The sequence below is a fragment of the Nocardioides exalbidus genome (assembly GCF_900105585.1).
Taxonomy (GTDB): Bacteria; Actinomycetota; Actinomycetes; order Propionibacteriales; family Nocardioidaceae; genus Nocardioides; species Nocardioides exalbidus.
In genome coordinates, this window is the sequence record NZ_FNRT01000002.1 from 3510409 (window position 1) to 3537126 (window position 26718).

The following is a 26718-nucleotide window of genomic DNA, read 5'->3' on the forward strand; positions in this document are numbered from 1 at the left end:
TCTCCACCGGCGTCGGCCGGTGATAGATTCCGTCCTGCTCGGGCCAACGTCGTCCCCAGCGGTAACGCCCACCACCCGTGACCTGCCCAGCGCCGCGCGCTGGCACGCCGGGACGACGACGGGAGAATGCCTCCATGCACGCATTCCCGCCGAGCCAGGGTCTCTACGACCCTCGCCACGAGAAGGACGCCTGTGGAGTCGCCATGGTGGCGACGCTGACAGGGGAGGCGAGCCACGACATCGTGGCCAAGGCGCTCACCGCCTTGCGCAACCTCGACCACCGCGGCGCCGCCGGCGCCGAGGTCAACTCCGGCGACGGCGCCGGCATCCTGCTCCAGGTCCCGGACGCGTTCCTGCGCGACGTGGTCGACTTCGAGCTGCCGACCGCCCGCGCGTACGCCGTCGGCACCGCCTTCCTGCCCGGTGACGCCGACGAGGTCGCGAAGACCCGTCAGCGCATCGAGGAGATCGCCGACGAGGAGGGCCTCACGGTCCTCGGCTGGCGCGAGGTCCCCGTCGACGACTCCACGCTCGGCGCGACCGCGCGCAGCGTGATGCCGACGTTCGCGCAGGTGTTCGTCGCGGGCAAGGCAGCCCGCGTGAGCGGGATGGGCCTCGAGCGGATGGCGTTCTGCCTGCGCAAGCGGGCCGAGTCGGAGACGGACGTCTACTTCCCGTCGCTCTCCTCGCGCACCCTCGCCTACAAGGGCATGCTCACCACCGACCAGCTCGACCAGGTCTTCCCCGACCTGACCGACGAGCGCGTCGCGTCCGCGATGGCCGTCGTGCACTCGCGCTTCTCCACCAACACGTTCCCGAGCTGGCCGCTGGCGCACCCGTTCAGGTTCATCGCGCACAACGGCGAGATCAACACCGTGATGGGCAACCGCAACTGGATGCGGGCCCGTGAGGCTCTCCTCGAGAGCGACCTGATCCCCGGCGACCTCGAGCGGCTCTTCCCGATCTGCACGCCCGAGGCGTCGGACTCGGCGTCGTTCGACGAGGTCCTCGAGCTGCTCCACCTCGGTGGTCGCTCCCTGCCGCACGCCGTGCTGATGATGATCCCGGAGGCGTGGGAGAACCACGCCGAGATGGACGACAAGCGCCGTGCGTTCTACGAGTTCCACTCGATGCTGATGGAGCCGTGGGACGGCCCCGCCTGCGTCGTGTTCACCGACGGCACCCAGATCGGCGCGGTCCTCGACCGCAACGGCCTGCGCCCGTCGCGCTACTGGGTGACCGACGACGGCCTCGTCGTGCTGGCCTCCGAGGTCGGCGTCCTCGACCTCGACCCCGCCACCGTCGTGCGCAAGGGCCGGCTCCAGCCGGGCCGCATGTTCCTCGTCGACACCGAGGAGCACCGCATCATCGAGGACGAGGAGATCAAGGGCCAGCTCGCCGCCGAGCAGCCCTACGACGAGTGGCTGCACGCCGGCCAGCTCCACCTCGACGACATCGACGACCTCGAGCACATCGTGCACACGCACGCCTCGGTCACCCGTCGCCAGCAGATCTTCGGCTACACCGAGGAGGAGCTGCGCGTCCTGCTGAGCCCGATGGCCAACACCGGTGGCGAGGCGCTCGGCTCGATGGGCACCGACACCCCGATCGCCGCGCTGAGCGACAAGCCGCGGCTGCTGTTCGACTACTTCGCCCAGCTGTTCGCCCAGGTGACGAACCCGCCGCTCGACGCGATCCGCGAGGAGCTCGTCACCTCGCTCAGCGGCTCGATCGGTCCGGAGGCCAACCTCCTGGCCCCGAGCCCGGCCTCGTGCCGCCAGATCGTGCTGCCGTTCCCGGTCTTCTCCAACGACGACCTGGCCAAGATCCGGCACATCAACCGCAACGGCGACATGCCGGGCTTCCAGGTCCACATCGTCCGCGGCCTCTACGAGGTCGACGGGGGAGGGGAGGCGCTGGCCGCCAGGCTCGACGAGCTCAGCGCCGAGGTCTCCGCGGCCATCGCCGACGGTGCGCGCATCATCGTGCTGTCCGACCGGCACGCCACCGCCGAACTGGCACCGATCCCGTCGCTGCTGCTCACCGGCGCGATCCACCACCACCTCGTCCGCGAGAAGACCCGCACCCAGGTGGGCCTGCTCGTCGAGGCCGGCGACGTCCGCGAGGTGCACCACGTGGCGCTGCTCGTCGGCTACGGCGCGGCCGCGGTCAACCCCTACCTCGCCATGGAGTCGGTCGAGGACCTCGCCCGCGAGGGCTACTACGTCAAGGTGGAGCCCGAGAAGGCCGTCGCGAACCTCATCAAGGCGCTCGGCAAGGGCGTGCTCAAGGTGATGTCGAAGATGGGCGTCTCCACGGTCGCCTCCTACACCGGCGCGAAGATCTTCGAGGCCGTCGGCCTCTCGCAGTCGGTGATGGACCGCTACTTCACCGGTACGACGTCCAAGCTCGGCGGCATCGAGCTCGGGACGATCGCCGAGGAGGTCGCGCGCCGGCACGCGACGGCGTACCCCCGCGGCGGCATCTCGCCGGCGCACCGCGAGCTCAACACCGGCGGTGAGTACCAGTGGCGTCGCGAGGGCGAGCCGCACCTGTTCGACCCCGAGACGGTCTTCCGGCTGCAGCACGCCACCCGCAGCGGCAGCTACGACGTCTTCAAGCAGTACACCGACCGGGTCAACCAGCAGTCCGAGCGGCTGATGACCCTGCGCGGCCTGTTCACCTTCAAGGACGGCAGCGGGTCGGGGCGCGAGCCCATCGACATCGACGAGGTCGAGCCGGTCTCGGAGATCGTCAAGCGCTTCTCGACCGGTGCGATGTCCTACGGCTCGATCAGCCAGGAGGCGCACGAGACCCTCGCGATCGCGATGAACCGGCTGGGTGCGAAGTCCAACACCGGCGAGGGCGGCGAGGACCCCGACCGCCTCTACGACCCCGAGCGCCGCTCGTCGATCAAGCAGGTCGCCTCGGGCCGGTTCGGCGTGACGTCGGAGTACCTCACCAACGCCGACGACATCCAGATCAAGATGGCGCAGGGCGCCAAGCCCGGCGAGGGCGGCCAGCTGCCCGGCCACAAGGTCTACCCGTGGGTGGCCAAGACCCGGCACTCCACGCCGGGCGTCGGCCTGATCAGCCCGCCGCCGCACCACGACATCTACTCGATCGAGGACCTGGCGCAGCTGATCCACGACCTCAAGAACGCCAACCCCTCGGCACGCGTCCACGTGAAGCTCGTGTCCGAGGTCGGCATCGGCACGGTCGCGGCAGGTGTCTCCAAGGCGCACGCCGACGTCGTGCTGGTCTCCGGCCACGACGGCGGCACCGGCGCCTCGCCGCTCACCTCGCTCAAGCACGCCGGCGGTCCGTGGGAGCTCGGCCTGGCCGAGACCCAGCAGACCCTGCTGCTCAACGGGCTGCGCGACCGGATCGTCGTGCAGGCCGACGGCCAGCTGAAGACCGGTCGCGACGTCATCATCGCGGCGCTGCTCGGCGCCGAGGAGTTCGGCTTCGCCACCGCTCCGCTCGTCGTCAGCGGCTGCATCATGATGCGGGTCTGCCACCTCGACACCTGCCCCGTGGGCGTCGCCACGCAGAACCCCGTCCTGCGCGAGCGCTTCAGCGGCCAGGCCGACTACGTCGTGAACTTCTTCGAGTTCATCGCGCAGGAGGTGCGCGAGCTGCTCGCCCAGCTGGGCTTCCGCAGCATCGCCGAGGCGGTCGGCCAGGTCGGCACGCTGGACGTCGCCCAGGCGGTCGACCACTGGAAGGCCGCGGGCCTCGACCTCGCGCCGATCCTCCACCAGGCCTCGCGCCACGGTGAGTTCGGCCAGTTCGAGGACCAGGACCTGCGCAACACCAAGGGCCAGGACCACGGCCTCGACAAGGCGCTCGACAACGAGCTCATCGCCATCGCCGCTCCGGCGCTGGAGTCCGGTGAGCCGGTGCGCGCGCAGGTCGCGATCCGCAACGTCAACCGCACCGTCGGCACGATGCTCGGACACGAGGTGACCAAGCGCTACCGCGGCGAGGGCCTGCCCGACGGCACGATCGACATCACCCTCACCGGCTCGGCCGGCCAGTCGTTCGGCGCCTTCGTTCCCCGCGGCGTGACGCTGCGCCTCGAGGGCGACGCCAACGACTACGTCGGCAAGGGACTCTCGGGCGGTCGCCTGGTCGTGCGCCCGGACCGGGCCGCGACGTTCGACGCCTCCGAGCAGGTCATCGGCGGCAACACCGTCGGCTACGGAGCCACGTCCGGCCAGATCTTCCTGAGCGGCCGGGTCGGCGAGCGCTTCTGCGTCCGCAACTCCGGTGCCAGCGCGGTCGTCGAGGGCGTGGGCGACCACGGCTGCGAGTACATGACCGGCGGCGTCGTCGTCGTGCTGGGTCCGACGGGCCGCAACTTCGCGGCGGGCATGTCGGGCGGCTACGCCTTCGTGCTCGACCTCGACGAGGCGCGGGTCAACCCCGAGCTGGTCGAGCTCGCGCCCGTGACGGGCAAGGCCGCCGACGAGCTCAAGACCCTGGTCGAGGCGCACGCCGAGGAGACCGGCTCCGCCGTCGCCACGGCGCTGCTCGCCGACTGGGACAACTCCCTCGCCCGCTTCACCGAGGTGATGCCGGGCGACTTCAAGCGCGTGCTGGAGGCTCGTGAGGAGGCCCTCTCGGAGGGTCTCGACGAGGACCAGGCCAACGCCCGCATCATGGAGGTGCTGCATGGCTGACCCGAAGGGCTTTCTCAAGAGCGGTCGCGAGGTCGCCTCGCGTCGCGAGGTCGCCGAGCGCGTCCAGGACTGGGACGAGGTCTACCCCGACGGCATCGGCCGCGCGCTGCTGCCGATCATCAACACCCAGGCGAGCCGCTGCATGGACTGCGGCATCCCGTTCTGCCACCAGGGCTGCCCGCTGGGCAACATCATCCCGGAGTGGAACGACCTGGTCTGGCGTGACGACTGGGACGGCGCGATGGACCGGCTCCACGCGACCAACAACTTCCCGGAGTTCACCGGTCGCCTGTGCCCGGCCCCCTGCGAGACGGCCTGCGTGCTGGGCATCAACCAGGACCCGGTGACCATCAAGAACGTCGAGGTCTCGATCATCGACCGCGCCTGGGGCTCGGGCTACGTGCGGCCGCAGCCGCCGGAGTGGCTCTCGGGCAAGACCGTCGCCGTCATCGGCTCCGGTCCGGCCGGTCTCGCCGCCGCGCAGCAGCTCACCCGCGCCGGCCACACGGTCGCGGTCTACGAGCGGGCCGAGAAGATCGGCGGCCTGATGCGCTTCGGCATCCCCGAGTTCAAGATGGAGAAGAAGCACCTCGACCGGCGCCTGGACCAGATGCGTCGCGAGGGCACCGTCTTCCGCGCCGGCGTCAACGTCGGTGGCGACATCACCGGCCCGCAGCTGCTGGCCCGGTACGACGCCGTCGTGCTGGCCATGGGCGCGACCGAGGCCCGCGACCTCCCGGCCACCGGCCGCGAGCTCGGCGGCATCCACCAGGCCATGGAGTTCCTGCCGCAGGCCAACCGGGTCGCGCTGGGCGAGGAGGTCGAGGGCCAGATCCTGGCCACCGACAAGGACGTCGTCATCATCGGTGGCGGCGACACCGGCGCCGACTGCCTCGGCACGTCGATCCGGCAGGGCGCCCGCTCGATCACGCAGCTGGAGATCATGCCCCAGCCCGGCGGGGAGCGACCCGCCGGCCAGCCGTGGCCGACGTACCCCATGCTCTTCCGCGTGTCGTCCGCGCACGAGGAGGGCGGCGACCGGATCTACGCCACGTCCACGAAGGAGTTCGTGGGCGACGCGGACGGCAACGTCGCCTCGCTCCGGCTGGTCGAGGTCGACGCGAAGTTCCAGCCCGTGGAGGGCACCGAGCGCGAGATCCCGGCACAGCTCGTGCTGCTCGCGATGGGCTTCGTCGGTCCGGAGAAGAAGCTCGCCGGGGGAGAGCCCGGCCTGATCGAGCAGCTCGGCGTGGAGCTCGACGAGCGCGGCAACGTCAAGCGCGACGCGTCGTACGCCTCGTCCGTCCCGGGCGTCTACGTCGCCGGCGACGTGGGTCGTGGCCAGTCGCTCATCGTCTGGGCGATCGCCGAGGGCCGCAGCGCCGCTGCCGCCGTCGACGCGCACCTCACCGGCTCGACGACGCTGCCCGCGCCGATCAAGCCGCACGAGCGTCCGCTGGTCGTCTGACCGGTCTGCTGCGACGCCGGGTGGGGGAGGCCCCCGCCCGGCGTTTCAGCGGGACGCGCAGTAACCCATCTGCTTTGGAACGATCCAATCTGCGATAGGGTGAAGCACGTGCGTAGAGCAAAGATCGTCTGCACCCTCGGGCCTGCAGTGAACACCCCGGAGGGCATCCGCGCCCTCGTCGACGCCGGCATGGACGTCGCCCGGCTCAACATGAGCCACGGCGCGTACGCCGACCACGAGGCGGTCTACCGCCTGGTGCGGAAGACCTCCGACGAGACCGGCAGGGCCATCGGCATCTTCGCCGACCTCCAGGGTCCGAAGATCCGCCTGGAGACCTTCGGCGACGGCCCGGTGAAGCTCAAGCGGGGTGCCACCTTCACCATCACCACGCGCGACGTGGTGGGCGACGTCGACCAGTGCGGCACGACCTACAAGGGACTGCCCGGCGACGTGAAGGCGGGCGACCCGCTGCTCATCGACGACGGCAAGGTGCGCCTCCAGGTGCTGTCGGTCGACGACACCGACGTGGTGACCGAGGTCGTCGTGCCCGGCAAGGTCTCCAACAACAAGGGCATCAACCTGCCCGGCGTCGCGGTGTCGGTGCCCGCGCTGTCGGACAAGGACACCGAGGACCTGCGCTGGGCGCTCAGGCTCGGCGTCGACTTCATCGCGCTGAGCTTCGTGCGCAGCGCCGAGGACGCCGAGGACGTGCGCAAGATCATGCGCGAGGAAAACATCTTCGTGCCCGTGATCGCGAAGATCGAGAAGCCCCAGGCGATCGCCAACATCGACGAGATCGTCGACGCCTTCGACGGCATCATGGTCGCCCGCGGCGACCTCGGCGTGGAGTGCCCGCTCGAGGACGTCCCGATCCACCAGAAGCTCATCATCGACAAGGCGCGCCGCAACGCCAAGCCGGTCATCGTCGCCACCCAGATGCTGGAGTCGATGATCACCGCGCCCGCGCCGACCCGCGCCGAGGCGAGCGACGTGGCCAACGCCGTGCTCGACGGCGCCGACGCGGTGATGCTCTCCGGCGAGACGAGCGTGGGGGAGTTCCCCATCATCGCCGTCGAGACCATGGCCCGCATCGTCGAGTCGACCGAGGACCACGGCCTCAGCCACATGGCCGCCGTGACCTGGAAGCCGCACACCCGCGGCGGCATCATCGCCAAGGCCGCCGCCGAGGTGGCCGAGAGCGTCAACGCCAAGTACGTCGTCGCCTTCACCGTCAGCGGCGACTCGGCCAAGCGGCTCTCGCGCTATCGCGGCCCCATCCCGGTCCTCGCCTTCACCCCGACCGCCCGCACCCGTTCGCAGCTCGCGCTGACGTGGGGCGTGGAGACCTTCCAGGGCGCCGAGGTCGAGCACACCGACGAGATGGTGCGCCAGGTCGACGAGTCGCTGCTCCACATCGGCCGCGTGAAGGAGGGCGACCTCGTCGTCATCATCGCCGGCAGCCCGCCCGGCATCCCCGGCTCCACCAACGCGCTCCGGATCCACCGGATGGGCGATGCGATCTCCGGTGCCGCACCGGCCTACCGGCGCAGCTGACGGCTAGACCTTGGGGCCGATCAGCTCGTCGAGGCGAGCGACGGCCCCACGTCGGGACACCGACACCATTCGCTGGGAAGACCTGCGCCACGGAACCTCGACCAGATCGAGTGCCCAGGTGCAGAGGCCAATGATGTCCTCGCTGGCGTTGCTGAACTGCCAGCGCGGGTAGTGGTACCGACGCTTCTCGCCCGCCACGACCCGCGACGCCCAGTTGTTCACGCGGGCGCCGTCGGAGTGGAAGAGGCCACGGAGGAAGTCGGCTGGGTGCGCCTCCACCACCTCGCGCTGCCAGTCCTCGAGCGCGATGGTGCGCTCGTGCTTGCGGCCGGCGCCGTGCTGGGGGATCAAGCAGGGCCAGTGCTTCCACGACACCGTCGTGACGACAGCACCCGGGACCAGCCTCGTGTGAGGCCTGCCTCCCGGCTTCACGGTGGCCATCAGCTCCAGCAGGTGCGCGTTGAGGGCGGCGTAACGGGCGTCGTTGATGACGTGGAGGTTGTACACGCCTCGCCGCCCGAGGCTGATGTGGCCATCCCCGAGGTACCACCCCAGCAGCTCGGCGTACTCCTGCTCCGACAGCGCGGCATCGTCGCAGCGGGGGCACGGGGGAGCGAGGTGTCCCTGACCCCGAGGCAGTCCCCGTCGTCGGTAGAGCCGACGCCACCTGCGGATCGTCTTCACCGCGACGCCGTGCAGCTCGGCGTTGTCGGCATCGCGCATGCCCGCATCGGAGCACCGCAGGGCCGAGTCGACCGTCGACTGCGGACGCACGTGGACCATGTCGCCAGCGTGCCCGGGGCCACCGACACCGACACGCGTGCCGGGTGTGGGAGTCGAACCCACACGCCCTTGCGGGCAGTGGTGTTTGAGACCACCGCGTCTGCCATTCCGCCAACCCGGCTAGGTGGGCACACCGTAGCGGAACTAGCCTTGGAGCCGTGACCCAGCCCGTGGACGCCAGCACCGCCCAGGACGTCGTACGCCGCGTCGTGATCGCCGAGGACGAGGCGCTGATCCGGATGGACCTCGCCGAGATGCTGGGCGAGGAGGGCTACGAGGTCGTCGGCCAGGCGGGTGACGGGCAGAAGGCCATCGAGCTCGCGCGCGACCTCCGGCCCGACCTGGTGATCCTCGACGTGAAGATGCCGGTCCTCGACGGGATCGCGGCCGCCGAGGCGATCGCGGCCGAGCGGATCGCACCGGTCGTGATCCTCACCGCGTTCTCCCAGCGCGACCTGGTGAAGCGGGCGCGCGACGCCGGCGCGATGGCGTACCTCGTCAAGCCGTTCCAGCGCGGCGACCTCGTCCCCGCGATCGAGATGGCGGTGAGCCGGTACGCCGAGATCACCGTCCTCGAGCGCGAGGTGTCGGACCTCCAGGAGTCGCTCGACACCCGCAAGTCGGTCGACCGGGCCAAGGGCGTGCTGCAGGAGAAGCTGGGCCTGAGCGAGGGCGACGCCTTCCGCTGGATCCAGAAGACGGCCATGGACCTGCGGCTGTCGATGAAGCAGGTGGCCGACGGCGTCGTCGAGCACGGCGTGGCCGGCCTCGGGGGAGCCGAGGGCGCCTGAGCACGACGCTCCCCTGACCGAGCGCCGAAAGTCCGATCCTGCCCGTTCCGGCCCGAACCCACCCGTTAGGGCGCTGTTTCGCGCGCCCTCGCACCACGTTTCGGTTGTGTTTCCGGACCAGACCGGATGGTCACGAATCGGCAACGGCAGGCAACTCGACCCTCCCAATCGTGTCCCGGGCCACATTCATGGTGTTAGGTTCCCGCCACGAGGCTGCCGAGGTGGACAGCCCATAGAACTGTGGAGGGATCCATGATCCGCTCGTCCAAGACGTGGCAGGCAGTCGCGTTCACCGCGGTGGCCGGCCTTGCGCTGACCGCGTGTGGCACGACCGACACCGGCGGTGGCGGCAGCGACGCCAGCGGCGGCGACTGCGACTTCAAGATCGGTGCGATGGGTGCGCTGTCCGGCGCCAACGCCAGCATCGTCATCCCGTCGGTCGACGGCGCCCAGCTGGCGCTCGACCAGTGGGACGGTGGCGACTGCACCGTGACCCTGGAGCGTTTCGACACCGAGGGTGACCCGGCCAAGGCCACGCCCGTCGCGACCCAGATCGCCGGCGACGACTCGTTCATCGGCGTCATCGGTGGCGCGTTCTCCGGTGAGACCCGCGCGACCAAGTCGATCTACCAGGACGGCGGGATCCCCATGATCAGCCAGTCCGCCACCGCGACCGACCTCACCCAGGAGGACCCGGTCGAGGTCTTCCACCGTCTCGTGCCCTACGACGACTACCAGGGTGCGGCCATCGCCAAGTACCTGACCGACGAGGTCGGCGCGACCAAGGTCTTCGTCGTCGACAACTCCGAGGCCTACGGCGAGCCGCTGGCGGACCGCGTCGAGGAGACCCTCGGCGACAAGATGGTGCAGCGCGACAAGACCGAGGTCGGCCAGACCGACTTCGCGCCCACCATCTCCAAGATGGAGTCGGCCCAGCCCGACGCGATCATGTACGGCGGCTACATCGCCGAGGCCGCGCCCCTGCTCAAGCAGATCCGCGACGCCGGCATCACCGCTCCGTTCATCGGCGGTGACGGCCTCTACGGTGCCGACTTCGGCAAGGCCGTCGGCGACGCCGGCGAGGGTGCCGTCGTGATGTGCCCCTGCGCCCCGATCGACGAGTCCAGCACGTTCGCGTCCGACTTCGAGGACGAGTTCGGTGGCGCTCCCGGCGCCTACGCCGCTGAGGGCTACGACGCGATGAGCGTCTTCCTGGCCGCGCTCGACGATGGTGCCCGCACCCGCGAGGACGTCCTGGCGTTCGTCAACGACTACACCGGTGAGGGCCTGAGCAAGGACATCGCGTTCGACGAGAACGGCGACGTTCCGGCCGACCAGGTCTCCTACTGGGCCTACAAGAACACCGACGGGAAGCTCACCCCCGAGGTCGAGGTCAGCCCCTGATCCTGACGGATCGTTCATGTTTCACGCGGGGGCGGTCGGGTCCAACCCGACCGCCCCCGTTCCATGGCCCGAACCGGGCCACGACCTGGGAGGGTCCTGAGTGGACTTCGATGCCCTGATCAGCGGGTTGGACCGTCACACACTTGACGGCATCACCCGCGGATCCATCTACGCGCTCGTCGCGCTCGGCTACACGATGGTGTACGGCGTGATGAAGCTGATCAACTTCGCACACTCCGAGGTGTTCATGGTGGGCACCTGGGCGGTGCTCGGCACGTACACCGTGATCGGTGCGACGGCCGGAATGGGAGCCGGGATGGTCATCGCGGCCACCGTGCTCGCACTGCTGGTGGCCATGCTCGCCTCGGCCGGAACAGCCCTCGCCGTCGAGCGGATCGCCTACCGACCGCTCCGCAAGAAGGGCGCTCCGCCGCTCATCTTCCTGATCACCGGCATCGGCTGCTCGATGGTGCTGGTGGAGACCTTCGGCCAGCTGCTGCGGTTCTTCTTCGGCCAGCCCTTCGGCCGCGTCACGGTCAACATCCCGTCGGTGCTGGAGACCAAGACCCTCTTCACGATCCCCGGCGTCGACCTCGCGGTGAGCAACACGCGCGTGCTGATCATCGTCGGCGCGATCGTGATGATGCTCGCCCTCGACACCTTCGTGAACAAGAGCCGGCTCGGCCGCGGCGTCCGCGCCGTGGCGCAGGACCCGGACACCGCCTCGCTCATGGGTGTCAACCAGGAGCGCGTCATCATGCTGGTGTTCGTGCTGGGAGGCGCGATGGCCGGTGTGGCCGCGCTGCTCTACACGGTCCAGTACGACATCACGAAGTTCGACATCGGCTTCATCATCGGGCTGAAGGCCTTCACGGCCGCGGTCCTCGGCGGCATCGGCAACCTGCGTGGCGCCCTCGTCGGTGGGCTCTTCCTCGGCATCGTCGAGGTCTACGCCTCCGCTGTGTGGGACTCGAGCTGGACCAACGTCTACGCGTTCGTCGTGCTCGTCGTGGTCCTGATGTTCCGTCCGACCGGCCTGCTGGGTGAGTCCCTCGGAAAGGCACGCGCATGAGTCAGATCACTGCCGCCTACCGCGGCCTCCGGATCGGCGACCGCTGGGACGGTGCTCCCAAGCCCGTCCGCTGGTTCGTCATGCTGCTGGTGATCGCCTTCGCGTTCTACCTGCCGTACCTCAACGTCCTGCCGTTCGCCTACATCCGCACCGACCTCACCGCGAGCGGTTCCGACTGGGCGAGCGTGCTGTTCCTCGTCGTCGTCTACATGATCGTGGCGGTCGGCCTCAACGTCGTGATCGGCCTCGCCGGCCTGCTCGACCTCGGCTACGTCGGCTTCTACGCCCTCGGCGCCTACTCGGTCGCCCTGTTCGGGTCGACCAACTCCCCGGTCGTCCAGGCGATGCAGAGCAAGTTCGGGTTCTCGGAGGAGTGGGCGGTCCCGTTCGCGATCTGCATCCCGATCGCGATCGTGATGTCCCTGATCGCCGGCGTGCTGCTCGGTGCGCCGACGCTGCGCCTGCGCGGTGACTACCTCGCGATCGTCACGCTCGGGTTCGGCGAGATCATCCGCATCACCGCGCGCAACCTGGACAACGTCACCAACGGTGCCACGGGCATCATCGGTGTCCCGGTGCCTCCCGGCCCGGAGATCGACGGTCGCTCGTTCTTCAACACGATCGACGCGGAGCGCTGGTACTGGCTGGCCCTGACGATCCTGATCCTGATCATCTTCCTGGCTCGTCGCCTGGAGAACAGCCGTGTCGGCCGTGCCTGGCTGGCCATCCGCGAGGACGAGGACGCCGCTGCCGTCATGGGCGTCGCCGGCTTCAAGTTCAAGCTGTGGGCGTTCGCCATCGGCGCCACCCTGGGTGGCCTCGCCGGGCTGCTGTTCGGCTCGAAGCAGCAGTACGTCGAGCCCAACGCGTTCATGGTCCAGCTGTCGTTCCTCTTCGTGGCCATGGTCGTCATCGGAGGCTCGGGCAACATCTTCGGTGCCCTCCTCGGTGCCTTCCTGCTCACCTACCTCCCCGAGCGCTTCCGCGAGTTCGTCGACTGGCGCCCGTTCGCGTTCGGCGTCGCGCTGGTGGCCGTGATGATCCTGCGACCGCAGGGTCTGGCCCCCAGCAGGAGAAGGGCCAGGGAGTTCGAGGATCGACGCCACGAGGCGGAGGAGGCGGCAGCAGATGCCTGACCACAAGACCGAAGGTGCCGTCGAGGACCAGGTGGTGCTCAAGGACACCTCCAACCACGAGGCGATCGAGATCGAGACGTCCGGGCCCGAGGGCAGCGTGCTGCTCGAGGTCGACCATGTCACCCTCCGCTTCGGCGGTGTCGTGGCGCTCAACGACGTCAACTTCCAGATCCGCCGCGGAGAGATCCTCGGCCTGATCGGCCCCAACGGCGCGGGCAAGACGACCTGCTTCAACGCGATGACGGGCGTCTACACCCCCACCGAGGGCAAGATCCGGTTCAAGGGCAAGGAGATCGCGGGGACCAAGCCCCACAAGATCAACCACCTCGGCATCGCGCGCACGTTCCAGAACATCCGGCTCTTCCCGGAGATGTCGGCCATGGAGAACGTCATGGTGGGCTGCGACGCCCGCCACAAGACGAGCGTGCCCGGCGTGCTGTTCCGCCTGTACCGGGTGCGCCCGTCGGAGGAGGAGCTGCCCGAGAGCGGCATCCGTCGCAGCTTCGCCAAGGTGTTCGGCATCAGCCGCCACACCCTCGAGGAGCGCGCCGGTCGCCGTCGCTCGATGGAGCTGCTGCGCTTCGTCGGCATCGCCGACCGGGCCCACGAGCTGGCGCGCAACCTGCCCTACGGCTACCAGCGCCGCCTGGAGATCGCTCGTGCCCTGGCCACCGAGCCGGAGCTGATCTGCCTCGACGAGCCGGCTGCCGGCTTCAACCCGGCGGAGAAGGAGGACCTCATGGGCCTCATCCGCCGGATCCGCGACCTGGGGCACACGGTCCTGGTCATCGAGCACGACATGAAGCTGGTCCTCGGCGTGACCGACCGGATCGTCGTCCTCGAGTTCGGCCAGAAGATCGCCGAGGGCACGCCCGACGAGGTCGCCCGCAACCCGAAGGTCATCGCCGCCTACCTGGGAGAGCCCGACGATGCTGCTTGAGATGAAGGACGCCGTTCTCAACTACGGCAAGATCGAGGCCCTCCACGGGATCACGGTCGAGGTCAACGAGGGTGAGGTCGTCTCCCTGATCGGCGCCAACGGCGCCGGGAAGACCTCCACCATGCGGGCGCTGTCCGGCGTGCGCGGGCTCGCGGCCGGCACCGTGTTCTTCGACGGAGAGGACGTCACGAAGCTGCGGGCGGACCAGCGCCTGCGCAAGGGCCTGGTCCTGTGCCCCGAGGGCCGCGGGATCTTCCCGGGCATGTCGGTCACCGAGAACCTCAACATGGGGGCGTACACCCGCAAGGACAAGGGGGCCATCGACGAGGACTACGACCGCGTCTTCGGCCTGTTCCCGCGCCTCCTCGAGCGCAAGAAGCAGATCGCAGGCACGATGTCGGGCGGTGAGCAGCAGATGCTCGCCATCGGCCGCGCGCTGATGTCGCGACCCAAGCTGCTGATGCTCGACGAGCCCTCGATGGGCCTCGCGCCGATGCTGATCCAGCAGATCTTCGACATCATCACCGAGATCTCGCAGCAGGGCACGACGATCCTGGTCGTCGAGCAGAACGCCAAGCAGGCGCTCTCGCGCAGCGACCGGGCCTACGTCCTCGAGACGGGCAACATCGTCAAGACCGGCTCGGGTGCCGAGCTGCTCGACGACCCGTCGGTGCGCGAGGCGTACCTCGGCGTCGCCTGAAGGCATGGCGGGATGAGGGACCGGGCGATAGTCTCGCCCGGTGGTGGTGCCGCATCGAGTCGGCTGGGGGCCACTGTCGGTGCTCGAGGAAGTGGTGGGTCGATGAGTCGGACGCCGGTGACCGTACGCGCAGCGGGACCGTCGGACGTCGCGCAGCTGCGTGACCTCTGGTGCGACATCCTGCGCAAGGGGAGTCTCGACGAGCAGCTCGCCGACGTGACCCGGGTGGTCACGACGGCGGCCGCTCGCGAGGACCAGTGCGTGGCCGTCGCCGAGATCGACGGCGAGGTCGCGGGCGCGGTCTACCTCGAGGCCTCGACCTTCACCCCGCTCAACCTCGAGCCCGCCGTGCTCGCGGTGTCGCCCCACGTCTTCCAGCGGTTCCGCCGCAAGGGCGTCGGGAGCGCACTGATGGAGGTGGCGTGCCGCTTCGCCGAGCAGCACGGCATCAGCCACGTCCAGACCGCGGCGGCCGCCGAGGCCCGCGACGCGAACCGCTTCATGGCCCGGCTCTCGTTCGCCCCGCAGGCGACCCTGCGCGCGGCCACCACCAGCGCGGTGCGAGCCCGCCTGCCCCAGTCGCGCCAGGTCACTCCGGCCGCGACCAGCAAGCAGCGCATCGACCGGGTCCTCGCGGCCCGGCGGATCCGGCGCGAGCGCGTCCCGGGCTGACGGCTGCCGCTCGTCCCTACTGGGGCATCGGCACCAGTGCGCACGTGATGCGCGAGGTGCAGACGCGCTTGCCGCGCTCGTCGGTGATGACGATCTCGTAGGACGTCGACGAGCGTCCCAGGTGGACGGCCGTCGCGGTCGCGGTGACCGTCCCGCTCGTGGCCGAGCGGTGGTGCGTGGCGTTGATGTCCACGCCCACGGCGATCTTGTCGGGATGGGCGTGGATCGCCGAGCCGACGGACCCGAGCGTCTCGGCGAGGACGACCGAGGCTCCGCCGTGCAGCAGGCCGAACGGCTGGGTGTTGCCCTCGACCGGCATCGTGGCGACGAGTCGCTCGGCGGAGATCTCGACGAGCTCGATGCCCATCTTCTCGTTGAGCCGGCCCATGCCCTGCGGCATGTAGGCGAGGAACTCCTCGATGCTGAGGTCGGCGAGGCTCTCGGGTGTGCTCATGCGGCCATTCTGCTGTCGGTGGCGACCGATAGAGTCGGCGGGTGCCCGAGACGAGTGAGACCACACGGCCCCGCCTCCTGCTGCTGGACGGCCACTCCCTGGCCTACCGCGCGTTCTACGCCCTCCCGGTGGAGAACTTCGCGACCGCCACCGGCCAGCACACCAACGCGGTCTACGGCTTCACCTCGATGCTGGTCAACGTCCTGCGCGACGAGGTCCCGACCCACGTCGCCGTGGCCTTCGACCGGTCGCGCCAGACCTTCCGGCTCGAGCAGTACTCCGACTACAAGGCCAAGCGCAACAAGACCCCCGACGAGTTCGGCAGCCAGCTCCCGCTGATCCGCCGCGTGCTCGACGCGCTGGCCATCAAGCACCTCGACCTCGAGGGCTACGAGGCCGACGACATCATCGCCACGCTCGTCACCGAGGGCCTCGCCGCGGGGATGGAGGTGCTGATCCTCACCGGAGACCGTGACTCCATCCAGCTGGTCACCGACAGCTCCACCGTGCTCTACCCGATGCAGGGCGTGAGCAACCTCGCCCGCCTCACGCCGGCCGCCGTGGAGGAGAAGTACGGCGTGCCCCCGCACCGCTATCCCGAGCTCGCCGCGATCGTGGGGGAGACCTCCGACAACCTGCCGGGCGTCCCCGGCGTCGGCCCCGGCTTCGCCGCCCGCTGGATCAACCAGTACGACGGCCTCGACAACGTGATCGCCCGCGCCGACGAGATCACCGGCAAGAAGGGCGAGGCGCTGCGCGAGCACCTCGGCGACGTCATCCGCAACCGACAGCTCAACGCGCTCGTGCGCGACCTGTCGCTCGACCTCGCCCCGGCCGACCTCGGCCGTCAGCCGTGGGACCGCACCGCCGGCCTCGAGCTGCTCGACGAGCTCGAGTTCCGCGGCGAGCTCCGCACGCGCCTGCTCGACACCATCGACCCGGAGCCCGTCGACACGGTGGAGGCCGAGTCGGGCTTCGAGCTCGACGGCCGCCGCCTCGCCGACGGCGAGGCTGCCGCGTGGCTCGAGGAGCACGCGCCCGCCGGCACCCGTGTCGGTGTGGCCGTGCAGGGCACCTGGCGCGCGGGCACCGGGGAGGTGCACTCGCTGGCCGTGGCGACCGGTGACGGTCAGGCGGCGTGGATCGACGCGACCGACCTGGGCCCGGCCGACGACGCGGCCGTCGCCGCGTGGCTGGCCGACGCCGACCGCCCGAAGGCCCTCCACGACGCCAACGGCCCGAGCCTCGCCCTCGCCGCCCGCGGCTGGGAGCTCGCCGGGCTCGAGGTCGACACGGCGTTGGCCGCCTACCTGGTCCAGCCCGACCAACGCTCCTACGCGCTGGCCGACCTCGCCCTGCGCTATCTCAAGCGCGAGCTCCGCCAGGACTCCAGCGACGCCGAGCAGTTGACCCTCGACGCCCTCGACGACACGACGGCCAGCGACACCGCGATGCTCACCGCACGCGCCGTGCTCGACCTCGCCGACTCCCTCGACCTCGCGGTGGAGGAGCACGGCGGCACCCAGCTGCTCCGCGACGTCGAGCTGCCCCTCATCGGGACGCTCGTGCGGATGGAGCAGGTCGGCATCGCGGTCGACACCGACTACCTCGAGGGCCTCGAGTCCGAGTTCGGCGAGCAGGTCCGCACAGCGGCCAACGACGCCTACGACGTGATCGGCAAGGAGATCAACCTCGGCTCGCCGAAGCAGCTCCAGGTCGTGCTGTTCGAGGAGCTCGACATGCCGAAGACCAAGCGCACCAAGACCGGCTACACCACCGACGCCGACGCGCTGCAGCAGCTCTTCGAGAAGACCGAGCACCCGTTCCTGCAGCACCTCCTGCGCCACCGCGACGTCATCCGGCTGCGCCAGACGGTCGAGGGCCTGCTCAAGACGGTGGCCTCCGACGGCCGCATCCACACGACCTACAACCAGATCATCGCGGCGACCGGCCGCCTCTCCAGCACCGACCCCAACCTGCAGAACATCCCGATCCGCACCGAGGCGGGCCGCCGCATCCGCGAGGCCTTCGTCGTGGGCGAGGGCAACGAGTCGCTGATGACCGCCGACTACAGCCAGGTCGAGATGCGGATCATGGCGCACCTCTCGGAGGACGCGCTCCTCATCGAGGCGTTCCGCTCCGGGCAGGACTTCCACTCCATCACAGCCGCGCGGGTGTTCGGCGTCGACGCCGCCGACGTGAGCATCGAGCAGCGCGCGAAGATCAAGGCGATGAACTACGGCCTCGCCTACGGTCTCTCCGCCTTCGGGCTCTCCCAGCAGCTGCGCATCAGCACGAGCGAGGCGGCCGGGCTGATGGAGGAGTACTTCGAGACCTTCGGAGGAGTGCGCGACTACCTCGGTGGGATCGTCGACGAGGCCCGCCGGTCGAGCTTCACCGAGACGATCCTCGGCCGCCGGCGCTACCTGCCCGACCTGACCAGCGACAACCGCCAGCGCCGCGAGACCGCCGAGCGGATGGCGCTCAACGCGCCGATCCAGGGCTCGGCCGCCGACCTGGTGAAGGTCGCGATGCTCGGCGTCGAGCGTGCGCTCGTCGCCCAGGGCCTCAGGTCGCGGATGCTGCTCCAGGTCCACGACGAGCTCGTGTTCGAGGTCGCGCCGGGAGAGGGCGACGCGCTCGCCGAGCTGGTGCGCACCGAGATGGGACGCGCGGCCGACCTGGCCGTTCCGCTCGACGTGTCAATCGGCACCGGGCGCAGCTGGCACGACGCCGCCCACTGATCCGGCGTCCGCGGGCACGTCCGCGCGGAGGCTGGTCACCACGAGTGCCCCGGTCAGGACCGTGGCGACGGTGATCATCACCGCCAGGAGCTGGGTCGGGCCGGTGGTCCGTGATCCCGCGACGACGCACACGACGAGCGCCACCCAGACCAGCACGATCGAGCGCCGGCCCCGGCGGGCGAGGGTGGCGTACACCAGCAGCTGGGTGATCGACAGGAGCGTGCCCAGGACCGCGAACAGCCACAGGTGGTCCTCGACGGCGGCGAGCTTCTCGCTGTGGAGCAGGTCGGCGGCGACGCCGGCGAGCAGGACCACGCCGAGCGTGCACGCGGCTCCGAGCCCGACGATGGCGGTGGTGCCGCGGACGACCGCGCGGCGGCGCTCGTGGGAGGTCGCCAGCGACGGGAACATCACGATCACGACGAACTGCGGCAGGTAGAGCATGATCTTCGCGACCAGGAGGCCGACGGCGTAGAGGCCGGAGGCGTGGTCGCTCAGCACGTGCCGGGCGACCACGATGTCGACGTTGGCCAGCGCGAAGAAGGCCAGCAGGGCCTGCGCGCTGTTTAGGGACTCACGCAGCACCGAGCGACCGTCGGGCGCGGCCACCGAACCCGCGGCGTCCTCGTCCGTGCGCGGGCGGCGCAGCACCCACCACCCGTAGAACGCTGGAGCGACGTAGCCCAGGCCGCTCCCGAAGAGCGCCACGCTCTCGTCCGGCCAGACCCACAGGAGCACGAGACCCGCGATGCGGGGGATGCCCGCCAGCACGTAGAGCCAGGACAGCTCGGCCCACCGCTTCTCGCCCTGGAGGATGCCGACGTGCGCACCCATCACGGTGGTCGGCGCGGCCAGTGCGGCGAGCACCAGCGCGGGCACCAGGGAGTCGAGCTGGAGCAGCCAGACCACGGCGGGGGACAGCACCACGAGTGCACCGCCGACGGCCAGTGCGGTGCCATAGGCGACCCGCAGGATGACGTGCTCGATGGCACCGACGGATGCGGGCTCGGCGACGATCCGCCGCGCGGCCGTGGCCTGGAGGCCCATGTTGACGACCGAGATCACCATCAGGAGGTTGAGCAGCGCGAAGAAGGCGCCGTAGTCGGCCGTGCCGAGGATGCCGGCCGCGACGATGGTGAAGCCGAAGGTGCACGCGTTCATGACCGCGGTGCCGACGACGATCCCGCCGCCCCCACCGAGGAAGCGGCGCACGGACGCGAGCACGCTCATGGCGTGGGCTGCGCCTGCGGTGCGGGTTCGTCAGGCATACGGATGCTCGCGATGGTGAGGACGACGAGCAGCACCACGTCGACGACGACGACCGACGTGACCAGGCCCGCCACGGACGTGGCCTGCAGGCCGACGACCACGACCACCGCGAGCGCGACCCACAGCAGCACGACCGCCCGGCGCGACTGCCGTGCGAGGACGGCGTACACCTGGAGCTGGAGCATCGCGAGGACCGTGCCGAGCAGCGCGAAGAGCCACAGCAGGTCCTCGACCTCGCCGAACTCCGCGCCGCCGACGAAGATCATCGCGATCCCGGAGAGGACCTTCGCGGCGATGGTCGCGACGCAGCCGATCGCGGCCACGGCCCCGAGGCTCGTCACCAGCGCGCGGGTGCGGTTGGCCGGCGTGGCCATGTCGGGGAAGGCGACGACCACGACGAACTGGGGGAGGAACAGCATCACCTTGGCCATGATGAGGCCCGCGGCGTAGAGGCCGGCGTCGTGCCCGTCGAGGACCTGGCGGGCGAGGATGATGTCGACGCTCGACAGCGCGAAGTAGGCGAAGAGGGCCTGGGTGTTGCCGGCGCTCTCGGCGAGCATCGAGCGTGCGGTGTGGTGGGCCGCCGCGACGTCGGGGGTACGACGATGGCGCAGCACCCACCACCCGACGAGCAGCGGGAAGAGGAAGCCGAGGCCGACACCGATGACGGCGCTGGTCGAGTCGGGCCGCCAGAGGATCATCACGGTGCCGACGAGCAGCCGTGGCACACCGCTGGCGAGGTAGAACAGGGACAGCGCACCCCAGCGCCGCTCGCCCTGCAGGATGCCGGCCTGGCCGCCGGCGAGGGTCAGCGGCACGCAGGCGAGGGCGACGACCGTGGCCGTCACCAGGCTGTCGAGGTTGAGCAGCGCGTCGATCACCGGGATGAGCAGGCACATCAGGAGCCCGACGGCCAGCGACACCTTCAGCGACAGGGACAGGATCGCCCGCTCGATGGTGGCGACGTGCTCGCGGTCGACGGCGATGCGGCGGGCGGCGGTGGTCTGCAGGCCGAGTGCGACGGTCTGGACGACGATCAGCAGGCTGAGGCAGGCCGCGAACGCGCCGTACTGGCTGGGACCGATGATCCGGGCGGCCAGGATCGTGAAGCCGTAGGTCGCGACGTTCATGATGCTCGTCGCCACCGCGACGGAGCTGCCCTCGAAGGTGCGCCTGCCGCTGCGCACGCTGCTCGGCTCCGTCACCTGCGTGATCCTAGGTTCCCCGACGCGGCGGCTCCCGGACGGGGCATCAATAGGGGTCGGCCGTGTCGTCGTGGCGCAGCAGCCGGGCGACCGGCCGGAGGCGGAGCCGGAGCAGCACCTTCACGACGAGGTTGCGCGCGAACCACGGCATCTCGCGGAGCACCCGCAGCCGTTGGGCGACCGAGGGCCTGCCCACCTCGAACCGGGCGAGCGAACCCGTGCGACCGACGTAGGTGTGCCGGCGGGTGGTCACGGCGTCGCGCAGGACGGCGAGCGTGACGCCGAGCGAGGAGAAGGCGTCGTGGACGAAGAAGGTGTCGCCCTCGGTGAGGAAGTCGCTCCACCGCATGTCGTCCAGGCACGACCACATGTCGTGCTTGGCGTCGACGTAGACCAGGCGTACCGGGGCGTTCCAGCCCTCGCGGACCGCCCGGCTGGTCGCGACCCGGAGGTCCACCCGGTCGGCGACCCCGGCCTGCGCGAGGTGGGAGCGGAGCCGCTGCTCGGTGTCGGGCCGGCCGTAGCGCCAGTCGTCCGGGAACGGGTCGATCGCGGTGACCGCGGCGCCCGAGGCGGCGAGCACGATCGTCGACCGGCCGAGGTGGCTGCCGATCTCGACGACCGTCGCCGGTGCGACCTGGCGGGAGGCGTCGTACAGCGCCCGGGCCTGCGCCTCGGTGAGCCACCCGCCGACGGTGCCGGCCACCCGCCACGCGTCGTCGAAGTCGAGGTGCGGTACGTCCGGCTCTGGCACGCGGCACAGCATAGGCTGGCGCGGTGGTGCCGACGCCGATCCCGCAGCGTCGACGGGACTGGCAGGACTGGCTGGTCCTGCTGTGGTCACCCGCGCTCGCCGTCGTGCTGGTGGCGCCGCTGCTCGTCCGCCCCGGCCACCCCCTGGCCCGGGACCTCGTCTTCGTCCCGCGCCAGCCGTTCAACGACGCGACGTGGGGTCTCGGCGAGGTCGCCCCGCGGGCGGTGCCGCTCGACTCGGTCGTCGCGGCCCTGACCCATGTCGTCGACGGGGGAGTGCTGGCCCGGGTCGTGCTGCCGCTCCTGCTGGCGGTGCTCGGGTGGGGCGTCGCCCGCCTGCTCGCCCCGCTGGGACGGGTCGCGCAGGTGACCGGGTCGGGCTTCGCGGTCTGGAACGCGTTCGTCGTCGAGCGGCTCGCGCTGGGGCAGTGGGCCCTGCTGCTCGCCTGCACCGCCCTGCCCTGGCTGGTCTCAGCCGCGACGCGCTGGCGACGCGACGGGCGCCCCGTCGACCTGGCGGCGGCGATCGCGTGGTCGGCACTCGCCTCGCTCACGCCCACCGGCGGGCTCCTCGCAGTCTTCGCGCTGGTCGTCGCCACCGCTCCACGCCTGCGCCGGACCGTCCCCGCGCTCGTGGTAGGCCTCGCCCTGCAGGCGCCCTGGGTGGCGGCCGCGCTCACCGGGCCGGGTGGCACGGTCTCCGACGCCTCCGGAGTCGCGGTCTTCGCGCCGGACACGAACGCGCCGTTCGGACCGCTCGTCGCGATGCTCGGGCTCGGAGGGATCTGGGACGGCTACTCCGAGCCGGTGTCGCGCACGACGTGGCTGGCCCTGGTCGCCGCGGCGATCGTCGTGGCCGCGCTGGTGGCAGGGCTCCCCGCGCTCCGCCGGCTGTGGGGGAACGGCGACACCGCGCGCTGGGTCGTCCTCGCCGGGCTGCCGGGCGCGGTCGCCTTCGCCGCCGCGACCGGCTGGGGGCAGGAGCTCCTCGTCGACCTGGTCGACACGATCCCCGGCGCCGGGCTGCTCCGCGACACGCAGAAGCTCCTCGCCCCTGCCGCGGTGCTGGTGTCGGTCGCCTTCGGCGCGGCCGCCGCCCGCCTGTGGCGGGTCCTGCCCGTGGGCGACGTACGCCCCGTCGCGGCCCTCGTGCTCGCGGCGCTCCCGGTGGTGGTGCTGCCGGACGCCACCCTGCAGACGTGGCCGACCGTGTCACCCGTGCGGTTCCCCGTGGACCTCACCCGCGTGGCCGACCGGCTCGCGGGCGAGCCGGGCGTCGTGGTGACGCTCCCGTGGCGCGCCTACCGCGTCTACGACTGGACCCGTCCCGGCCAGACGGCGTCGGACCCGGCGGTCCGGATGTTCGACGCGGACGTCGTCACCAGCGACTCGCTGCAGGTCGGGCAGGTGCTGGTGCCGGGGGAGAGCACCCTGGCCGCCGAGGTCGGGGCGGCCCTCGAGGAGGGTCCGCCGGCCGAGGTGCTGCCGGCGCTGGGCGTCGCCTGGGTGGTGGTCTACCCCGACGACCGGGAGGCCAACCAGCTCGACCTGTCCGGGCTCGAGCCCGTCGTCGAGGGGGAGTACGCCGCCCTCTACCGGGTGCCGGGGACGGCGGTCCCGCCACGGTCCGGTCCGGGCCCACGCGAGCTCGCGGTGTGGGGCGCGCACCTGCTCGCGCTGCTGGTCACCGCCGGGGCCGTCGGCATCAGGGCCGCCGCGGCCGGGAAATCTCCGGGATCCGGGGACCGCCGGAACGAGACGAGCGCCACTCGCTGATGTAACCTAACGACCGGTAACTTCGTCAGAGGGAGACACACGTGAGTGACACCGGCACCGGTTCGACCATCGGCAGCGTGCTGACCTCGGTCGTGCTCCCCGTCGTGGTGGGCGGCATCCTCGGGGGCAGCGCCCTCGGTGGACTGGTCTACAGCCAGACCCAGGGCCCCGACACCAACCCGGCCAGCCAGGAGATCCTCGTCTACGGCGACTGATCGCCGACCGATCGGATCACCGATTCGGCCCGGACCGCGCATGCTTCCCAGGTGAGCGTCCGGGCCTTGTCATGTGCGGCTGCGGCGAGCCGGTCCCGGGTGCCGTGGTCGGTGAGGAGCCGGCGTACGGCCCCCACGAGACCGTCGAGGTCGTCGACCAGCACGCCGGTCTCGCCGTCGGTGATCGACTCGGTCACCCCGCCCGCGCTCGCGTAGGCCACGCTCGGGGTGCCCTGCGCCGCCGACTCGGTGACGGCCAGGCACCAGCCCTCCTTCACCGACGGCATTACCATCAGCCACGCCGCGGCGACCAGCTCGTCACGGCGCTGCGCGCTCACGTGGCCGTGGAACGTGACCCGGTCCGCGACGCCGGCCCCTGACGCAGCCGCCACGAGCTCCTCGCGCCACCAGCCGTCACCGACGACGTCGAGGTGGAGGTCGGGCAGCTCGGTGGCCAGTCGTCGCACGACCTCGAAGGCGTGCTCGATCTGCTTGTGCGGGACCAGTCGAGACAGCACGACGAGCCGAGGTGTCGGGGACGTCGCGGCGATCGGGTCGTCGGGCACATGGTCGAGCCCGTTGCGCACGACCGTGATCGTCGCGGGGTCGATGCCGATCCGGGCCAGGTCGCGGGCGGACGCGTCCGACACCGTGAGGAACGGGCGTCGACGGTAGAGCAGCGGGACGACGCGGCTCTCGACGAACCAGCCGACGCGACCTCCCGGGCCCGGGTAGATGATCCGCCACTGCTCGGCGTGCACGTGGTGCACGAGCGCCACCACGCCACGGCGGCGGACGAGCGGAGAGGCGAAGGGGAGCCCGTTGACCACGTCGACGACGACGTCGACGTCGCGGCGGTGGCGCACCAGCCAGGCCAGCCCCCACAGGTAGACCGTCAGTCGACCGCCCACCCGCCGCAGCCGTACGCCGTCGAGGTCCTCGCGCGCCGCCGACCCGGGGTGCCGCGCGCAGAGCAGCGTCACCTCGTGGCCGCGTCGGGCCAGCTCGCGCCCGACCGACTCGACGAACACCTCCGAGCCCCCGCCGTCGGGGTGGGTGGTGTCCCGCCAGGACAGGAAAGCGATGCGCATCTAGGAGGAGGTGTCCAAGCCCGCGCTCCGGGCGATGCTGCGGCACAACGGGAGTGCCAGCCCCTGCTGGCCGGTGGCCACAATGCCGAAGTCTGTGGTCATCGAAGCGCCGGTGAAGGCAGGCACGGGTGTCTCCGGTTGCGCGATGCCGTCGCCGTCCAGGCTGAACGCGCGGACATATCCCACGAAACCTCCCGGCTCGGACGACACCTCGCCATAGCCGAACTCCCCCTTCACGCCCACTCCGACGTCGAGGTGCTGGCCAGGAGCCATCTCCACGTAGGGCCCCGCGTAGGGCTCACCCTTGTCGACGATCACGACTCGTGCGAAGCCGTCGTCGGTGGTCTCGAGACGTATGGAACGATCGGTTCCGACGTCGACCAGATTGACGGTGCCTTCGCTGAACTTAGGCGAGAACGACACATCGATGACGAGAGCTCGGTGTTCGACCGGTCTCCACTCGCGATCGAAGTCGCCGGAGTTCACGTAGAGCGACTCGCAGTCCCCGACGATGAGGAGCGAGTCCGTGGCGCCGTTGTCTGGGAGGTTCGATGCGTAGATGACGGCAGGTCGTTCGGCTGCAGGTGTCAATCGTCTCTGCAGCTCCAAGTAGGAGTTGAGAGAGGAGCCGCCCGCAGTCATCGCAGCCGTCGCGTAGCCCGTCAGCATGTTGGCGGCAATCGCAAACGCGGCCAGGGCCACACCCATGGCAAGGACGCCGCGGCGGAGCACCTTCGAGCGCCGGTCCAGCCAGCCCACGGTTGTGGGAACTCCGATAGCAGCACCCAGCACAAGCGCAGGGACGAACTCGCACGTGTACCGGTATGCGAGGTAGCCGTAGGCCATGACTCCGGCGGTGACGAGTATCGAAGCCGCGAACGGGATCCGCAGCTTCCTCACTTCCCGTGGTTGCGGGCGGACCAACGTCACGGTAGCGACGCATGTCGCCAGGAAGTGCAAGGGCATGAAGGCCGTGATGCTGCCCGTGCGATAGCTCTGGTCGATGAACGCGCCGCCGTACGCTCGGGCAGGATCGGCCGGAAGCGTGATCCACGGGAAGTACTCGACGAATCGGATTCCGTCCGGACGGAAATAGTTCACGAGCGAGGTGAGGAAGAACTGCGGTCCGGTGATGCTGCCGCCGTTGACTGCCAGTGCCTCCCGGCGCTGAGGGCTGAAACGGGTCCACACCTGGTCCTCGAGGGGGAACAAGAAGGGGTGTCGGAACTTCATCCAATTGACGAGTGCGCCGATGGACAGCGCGGCGGCCGCGAAGCCGACAAGCATCAGCCCCTCGCGTCGACGGTCCGCGCCCGACCGGCCGAGGTAGAGCCACAGCCCAGCCATCGCAGCGCCCAGGCACATGGCCCATCCGCCTGTGGCTCGCGTCAGAACAGTGCACACAGTGAAGGCGACGAACCACGATGTCGAACGTATCGACTGCTGCTGCAAGAGGCGCACCAGCCAGTAGAGAGAACCCGTGATCAGCGCCACGGACCAGGCGTAGACCTCGTGGTAGACCCACGGTAAGGACGCGTTGAAGGTGAGCGAGGTCCCGCCGAGCGTCGCAGCGATGAGAACGCTCATGGCTGCAGCTTCGATGCGGGTGACCCGGACGCCTTCTCGGACGACATCGCGGACGAGCCAGATCAGCTTGGTCGCCATCAGCGCATAGACCGCGAAAGCGAGCGCCATGGACACCAATGTCAGCCGGCCGTCGAACTCATCGGTCGTCAACATGACTGGGATCCGGAGCAGAGCAGGGAACGGACCGAAGTACATGTACTCCTGGCCGCGTTCGACGAAACCCTCGATTCCCAAGCTTCCGCGCGGCACGGACAACTTGCCGTCCAGCAGCGAACGCGCCTGGATGTCGAAGAAGTTGGACGCGTATCCCAAGGAGTGCGCAGTGCGGGTGAGGTTGCCGGAAAAATCGAGCAACACGGACACTAGAGCCCACGCCCCCGCTCCCACGCCGGTCGCTGTGGCGATCCGACGGGGTTGAA

At 70.2% G+C, this 26718-nt stretch carries 20 protein-coding genes and 1 tRNA gene; 13 read left to right on the plus strand and 8 right to left on the minus strand.

The features are described 5' to 3' along the window. The first annotated feature begins 134 nt into the window (after positions 1-134). The 3 genes from gltB to pyk all read left to right on the plus strand — a co-directional run bounded on the left by gltB (position 135) and on the right by pyk (position 7707). Positions 135-4685, plus strand: coding sequence for a glutamate synthase large subunit (gene gltB, locus BLV76_RS17180; protein ID WP_090970567.1), 4551 nt, complete (start codon positions 135-137; stop codon positions 4683-4685). After that, positions 4678-6153 carry a glutamate synthase subunit beta gene (locus BLV76_RS17185; protein ID WP_090970569.1) on the plus strand — a complete coding sequence of 492 codons (1476 nt, stop codon included), beginning with the start codon at positions 4678-4680 and terminating at the stop codon, positions 6151-6153. Before gltB ends, BLV76_RS17185 begins: the two co-directional genes overlap by 8 nt. Before the next feature lie 108 nt (positions 6154-6261). Beyond that, positions 6262-7707: a pyruvate kinase gene (gene pyk / locus BLV76_RS17190; RefSeq protein WP_090972878.1), complete on the plus strand. Its 1446-nt coding sequence runs from the start codon at positions 6262-6264 to the stop codon at positions 7705-7707. A gap of 3 nt (positions 7708-7710) precedes the next feature. Here the strand turns inward: pyk and BLV76_RS17195 are convergent, their stop codons facing one another. Together BLV76_RS17195 and BLV76_RS17200 are read right to left on the minus strand one after the other, a co-directional pair. After that, the gene (locus BLV76_RS17195; protein ID WP_090970570.1) at positions 7711-8490 is read right to left on the minus strand and encodes a transcriptional regulator; all 780 of its coding nucleotides are present in this window, start codon (positions 8488-8490) and stop codon (positions 7711-7713) included. Positions 8491-8528: 38 nt separating this feature from the next. Continuing rightward, positions 8529-8611 (minus strand) — tRNA-Leu (locus BLV76_RS17200). Positions 8612-8648: 37 nt separating this feature from the next. Between BLV76_RS17200 and BLV76_RS17205 the strand changes: the two genes are divergently transcribed. The 7 genes from BLV76_RS17205 to BLV76_RS17235 all read left to right on the plus strand — a co-directional run bounded on the left by BLV76_RS17205 (position 8649) and on the right by BLV76_RS17235 (position 15205). Beyond that, on the plus strand, positions 8649-9281 hold the full coding sequence (locus tag BLV76_RS17205; RefSeq protein ID WP_090970572.1) for an ANTAR domain-containing response regulator: 633 nt from the start codon (positions 8649-8651) through the stop codon (positions 9279-9281). Between the two features lie 252 nt (positions 9282-9533). Then, positions 9534-10685, plus strand: a complete 1152-nt coding sequence (locus BLV76_RS17210) for a branched-chain amino acid ABC transporter substrate-binding protein (RefSeq protein WP_090970574.1) — start codon at positions 9534-9536, stop codon at positions 10683-10685. 100 nt (positions 10686-10785) lie between these two features. Continuing rightward, positions 10786-11757 carry a branched-chain amino acid ABC transporter permease gene (locus BLV76_RS17215; RefSeq protein WP_090970576.1) on the plus strand — a complete coding sequence of 324 codons (972 nt, stop codon included), beginning with the start codon at positions 10786-10788 and terminating at the stop codon, positions 11755-11757. Beyond that, complete coding sequence (locus tag BLV76_RS17220; protein WP_090970578.1) at positions 11754-12893, plus strand: branched-chain amino acid ABC transporter permease; 1140 nt, start codon at positions 11754-11756, stop codon at positions 12891-12893. The genes BLV76_RS17215 and BLV76_RS17220 overlap by 4 nt, the downstream gene beginning before the upstream one ends. Beyond that, complete coding sequence (locus tag BLV76_RS17225) at positions 12886-13833, plus strand: ABC transporter ATP-binding protein (protein ID WP_090970579.1); 948 nt, start codon at positions 12886-12888, stop codon at positions 13831-13833. Before BLV76_RS17220 ends, BLV76_RS17225 begins: the two co-directional genes overlap by 8 nt. A gap of 1 nt (position 13834) precedes the next feature. After that, positions 13835-14533, plus strand: coding sequence for an ABC transporter ATP-binding protein (locus BLV76_RS17230; protein WP_245734725.1), 699 nt, complete (start codon positions 13835-13837; stop codon positions 14531-14533). Between the two features lie 117 nt (positions 14534-14650). Next, entirely contained in the window at positions 14651-15205 is a 555-nt protein-coding gene (locus BLV76_RS17235) for a GNAT family N-acetyltransferase (RefSeq protein ID WP_175539720.1), read from the plus strand. A 16-nt stretch (positions 15206-15221) separates the two neighbouring features. Here BLV76_RS17235 and BLV76_RS17240 read toward each other — a convergent pair whose 3' ends face one another. After that, entirely contained in the window at positions 15222-15659 is a 438-nt protein-coding gene (locus tag BLV76_RS17240) for a hotdog fold thioesterase (RefSeq protein ID WP_090970584.1), read from the minus strand. A 41-nt stretch (positions 15660-15700) separates the two neighbouring features. Here BLV76_RS17240 and polA point away from each other — a divergent pair, with 41 nt between their 5' ends. Then, positions 15701-18403 (plus strand): DNA polymerase I, encoded by a 2703-nt coding sequence (gene polA, locus BLV76_RS17245; protein WP_090970586.1) that lies wholly within the window; start codon positions 15701-15703, stop codon positions 18401-18403. Here the strand turns inward: polA and BLV76_RS17250 are convergent. From BLV76_RS17250 to BLV76_RS17260, 3 genes are read right to left on the minus strand one after another with little or no spacing between them, the layout of a single operon-like run. Further along, on the minus strand, positions 18362-19633 hold the full coding sequence (locus BLV76_RS17250; protein ID WP_090970588.1) for a lipopolysaccharide biosynthesis protein: 1272 nt from the start codon (positions 19631-19633) through the stop codon (positions 18362-18364). The genes polA and BLV76_RS17250 overlap by 42 nt on opposite strands. After that, positions 19630-20877, minus strand: coding sequence for an oligosaccharide flippase family protein (locus BLV76_RS17255; protein ID WP_245734726.1), 1248 nt, complete (start codon positions 20875-20877; stop codon positions 19630-19632). The genes BLV76_RS17250 and BLV76_RS17255 overlap by 4 nt, the downstream gene beginning before the upstream one ends. 46 nt (positions 20878-20923) lie before the next feature. Further along, complete coding sequence (locus tag BLV76_RS17260; RefSeq protein WP_217630375.1) at positions 20924-21631, minus strand: class I SAM-dependent methyltransferase; 708 nt, start codon at positions 21629-21631, stop codon at positions 20924-20926. A 23-nt stretch (positions 21632-21654) separates the two neighbouring features. Between BLV76_RS17260 and BLV76_RS17265 the strand changes: the two genes are divergently transcribed. Further along, on the plus strand, positions 21655-23406 hold the full coding sequence (locus BLV76_RS17265; RefSeq protein ID WP_139306614.1) for an MmpA family trehalose lipid delivery protein: 1752 nt from the start codon (positions 21655-21657) through the stop codon (positions 23404-23406). Between the two features lie 41 nt (positions 23407-23447). Then, the gene (locus BLV76_RS22655; RefSeq protein WP_175539721.1) at positions 23448-23621 is read left to right on the plus strand and encodes a hypothetical protein; all 174 of its coding nucleotides are present in this window, start codon (positions 23448-23450) and stop codon (positions 23619-23621) included. Here the strand turns inward: BLV76_RS22655 and BLV76_RS17270 are convergent. Beyond that, the gene (locus BLV76_RS17270) at positions 23609-24712 is read right to left on the minus strand and encodes a glycosyltransferase family 4 protein (protein WP_090970592.1); all 1104 of its coding nucleotides are present in this window, start codon (positions 24710-24712) and stop codon (positions 23609-23611) included. The genes BLV76_RS22655 and BLV76_RS17270 overlap by 13 nt on opposite strands. Then, complete coding sequence (locus tag BLV76_RS17275; protein ID WP_139306615.1) at positions 24713-26656, minus strand: hypothetical protein; 1944 nt, start codon at positions 26654-26656, stop codon at positions 24713-24715. It lies immediately after the preceding gene. Positions 26657-26718 lie beyond the last annotated feature (62 nt).